The 3,319-nt window shown below is 61.8% G+C and carries 2 protein-coding genes; one reads left to right on the top strand and one right to left on the bottom strand.

What is annotated here, in order from left to right:
* The first annotated feature begins 228 nt into the window (after positions 1-228).
* The gene (locus ABEI27_RS13750) at positions 229-1,389 is read left to right on the top strand and encodes a M24 family metallopeptidase (protein WP_375799975.1); all 1,161 of its coding nucleotides are present in this window, start codon (positions 229-231) and stop codon (positions 1,387-1,389) included.
* A gap of 144 nt (positions 1,390-1,533) precedes the next feature.
* On the opposite strand, the gene ABEI27_RS13745 is transcribed toward ABEI27_RS13750, so the two are convergent.
* A complete protein-coding gene (locus ABEI27_RS13745; RefSeq protein ID WP_375799974.1) occupies positions 1,534-2,904 on the bottom strand; it encodes a cryptochrome/photolyase family protein in 1,371 nt (456 codons plus the stop codon).
* Between the last annotated feature and the right edge of the window lie 415 nt (positions 2,905-3,319).

Below are 3,319 nucleotides of genomic sequence, written 5' to 3'. Positions count from 1 at the left end.
CTGGCGATTCCGACGATAACATCGGGTACACTGGTGACTCCGACGATAACATCGGGTACACTGGTGACTCCGACGATAACATCGGGTACACTGGCGATTAGGCGTTGCAAGGCGAAACAATCGGCACGCGGGGCGCAGCGCAACCGGATTCTCTAAATTTCCTCGACGGTTCGATGAGCAGCGGGTCGAACCAGTCGATTTATTGTGAACTGCCCCTCTCGATATACTATGACTACGAAGGTTCCCGAACGGGAGTTTTCGCTACGGATCCGACAGGTCAGGGACTCCCTCGCTGAACAAGCGGCCGACGCCGCCGTCTGGTTCGATGCGACCAGTATCGAGTACGTGAGCGGGTTCCACCACGTACAGACTGAGCGCCCGGTCGTTCTCGCGCTGACCGACGAGCGGATCGAGATCACCGTTCCACGGTTGGAGGTCGAACGGGTCGAGGAGAATCCCCGTATCGACGCAGTGCACAGTTACTTCGACTATCCCGGCGGAGAGCCGATTGCGACCGCCGTCGAAATGCTGGATGGTCTCGGCGTCGATTCCGTGCTGGCGGACGCTGACGGCGCACCGGGCGTGATGGGGTACGAGGGCCCGCCGCTCAGTAATTTCGTCGACGTTGACGACCAGGGGTGGGTCAGTGAGATGCGGGAGGCCAAAACCGACGTCGAGGTCGATCTGATCCGCGAGTCCGCCAAGTGGGCGAACCTCGCGCATCGATATCTTGCCGACTACACGGAACCGGGCGCACATCCGATTACGGTGAGCCAGCGGGCGTCGACTGACGCCTCACGGGCAATGCTGGACGCGCTGGGCTCGGAATACGCGGTGCGGATGCGCGGCGAGGGGCCGGTCCACGCCGGATACATCAGCGCCGAGGAGACGGCGCTCCCGCACGGGCACACGCCCAACAGCCGGCTTGAGCGCGGCGACGTGCTGGTCACGGGCGCGACCGCGAATCTCGACGGGTACTACTCCGAGTTGGAGCGGACGATGTTCGTCGGCGAGGTCAGCGACGAACAGGCGCACTACTTCGACATAATGCTCGAATCCCAGGATGTCGCCTTCGACGCGATGGGTCCGGGCGTTCCGCTCAGTCACGTCGATCAGGCCGTCTGGGACTACCTCGAAGAGCAGGGCGTCACCGATCTCGCGCGACACCACGTCGGCCACAACATCGGCCTCGGCGGTCACGAACCGCCGTACATCGACCGTGGGGCGGAAGGCGAGATGAAACCCGGTCACGTGTACACGATCGAACCCGGCATCTACACCGAGACAGAGGGTTACCGGCACTCCGATACGGTCGCGATCACCGAGGACGGCCTCGACTTCCTCACGTTCTATCCCCGGGATCTGGAATCGAACGTCATCCGAGAGTAGGAGCGACCCATCGAGCGGCGCGCCTCGCCGCTGCCGTGTGGTGGCTTGAGTCGGGGTCGACTTCCGTTCCGCCGGAATGTCGACTCGGCGGCCCACTCGTCCGCGAGGGATCTTGCACTGTTTGCGCCTGCTGCTACCACCACACTACCGTTTCCCGAGCGCGCGCTCGAAGGCCTGCTGTGCCCGCTCGTACCCCCCGTTGCGGTCCACGATCGGGTGCGGGTATTCGGGTGCCAGCCGGTCCCGTTCGGCGCGTGAGAGCGTCGGCCAGTCGACGATTTTGTGGGCCGGGACGTCGCGCAGTTCGGAAACGTACTCGGTGACGTAGGTCGCGTCGTCGTCGTACTTCGACATCTGGGAGACGGGGTCGAAGATCCGAACGTCGACGCTGTCGGTGCCGGTCGAGGCGGTCCACTGCCAGTTGCCGTAGTTGTTCGCCGGGTCGTGGTCGATCAGCTGTCGGTGGAAGTACCTCGCTCCTTTTCGCCAGTCGATCAGCATATGTTTGGTGAGGAACGAGGCGACGAGTTGTCGCGGCCGGTTGTGGACGTAGCCCTCTCGATTCAGTTGCCGCATTCCTGCGTCGACGAAGGGGTAGCCGGTCTCACCGCGTGTCCAAGCCTCGAATCCTTCATTATCGTCCCGCCACGGAATCTCGTTTGGGAACGACTTGTAGTTCCTCGTGAGCAGTGTCGGATTGTAGTACAGCAGATGGTAGTTCTGTTCCCGCCAGGAGAGTTCGTACCGGAATTTGTCGATGTTCCGCCGGGCGCGACCGCGGGCAGCGTCCCACCGTTCGCTCGCATCGGCCCAGATCTCGCGGATCCCGAGCATCCCTGCCGCGAGATACGGCGAGAGTCTCGATACGGCACCGACCGGCTGTTCGACTGCCCGACGCATATCGTCGCGAGTGTCGTTGTATGTCTCGATGCCGGCGGTAAGGAACTGATCGTAGCGATCCCGTGCTGCTGGATAGCCCGCTGTTGGTAGTTCGATGTCGGCCGAGACAGTCGGGGGGTCGGCGTCGTCGTCAAGTGTGACGAGTTGCGACGAGTCGGGAGCGTCGAACGGGGTCAGTTTGTGTTCGTCCTGCCAGTCGTCATAGAACTGTCCGTGAGAGGAGTAGCGCGAGTCCAGCCGTTCGGGATCGACCAACAGCAGGTCGGTGACGGATTTCGTCGGGACCGCATCGTCGACTGCCCGCTGGCGGTTCCGGCGCGCCGGACGGTAGTGACGGTTGTAGTACACCCGGTCGGCGTCGTACTGCGAGACCAGCGTTTCGAGCACTTCGGCCGGCGTTCCGGCACGGATAAGCAGGTCCGATCCGAGTTCGCGGTACCGCTGTTTCAGTTTCTGCACGCCGTTCAGCAGAAAGGCGCGCTGCCGCGTGCCGATCTGTTTCAACAGGTCGGTGTCGACGATGTAGAGAGGCAACGTCGGACCGTTTTTCGCCGCCAGAGCGAGTCCCCTGTTGTCCGGAATTCGTAGGTCCCGCTGGTGCCAGAAGAGGTGCATAGCTACTCTTGGACTGGACTGAAATGAGTCTGTCCGTCCGTCCGACAGAGAGGGGTAACCGGGTGCCGTACTGCGTCTCAGTTGCAGGAGGCACTCATCACGTAGAGATGTTGTATCGGTGGCGACGCTGTCAGTCAAGCACCAATCACAGGGGCAGCAGTCACCGGTTGTCGCTTCACGAGACGGAGTCAAATCACGGGTCAGCGCCAAGGTCGGCCATTGGACTTCGACTCATACAGGATGCCGCTATCTGGGGTGAGAACCATATAAAGGAGCGCTCGCTAAGATCGCGATGATCGTGACAGCTCGATCTTCGGTCAAATGCGTGACGCTCTCGAATAGGAATTGTACAGAAACTGGATGCCGCCTCCCCGATTTGAACGGGGGACAGCTCGATCTTCAGTCGAGTGCTCTC

Origin of the sequence: Halobellus sp., assembly GCF_042218505.1 — an archaeon.
Lineage (GTDB): Archaea > Halobacteriota > Halobacteria > Halobacteriales > Haloferacaceae > Haloquadratum.
This window is presented reverse-complemented; position numbering and strand designations above follow the sequence as displayed.

Coding starts and splice junctions, on each gene's coding strand:
- ABEI27_RS13750 (WP_375799975.1), top strand. CDS start 229: ATGACTACGAAGGTTCCCGAACGGGAGTTTTCGCTACGGATCCGACAG.
- ABEI27_RS13745 (WP_375799974.1), bottom strand. CDS start 2,904: ATGCACCTCTTCTGGCACCAGCGGGACCTACGAATTCCGGACAACAGG.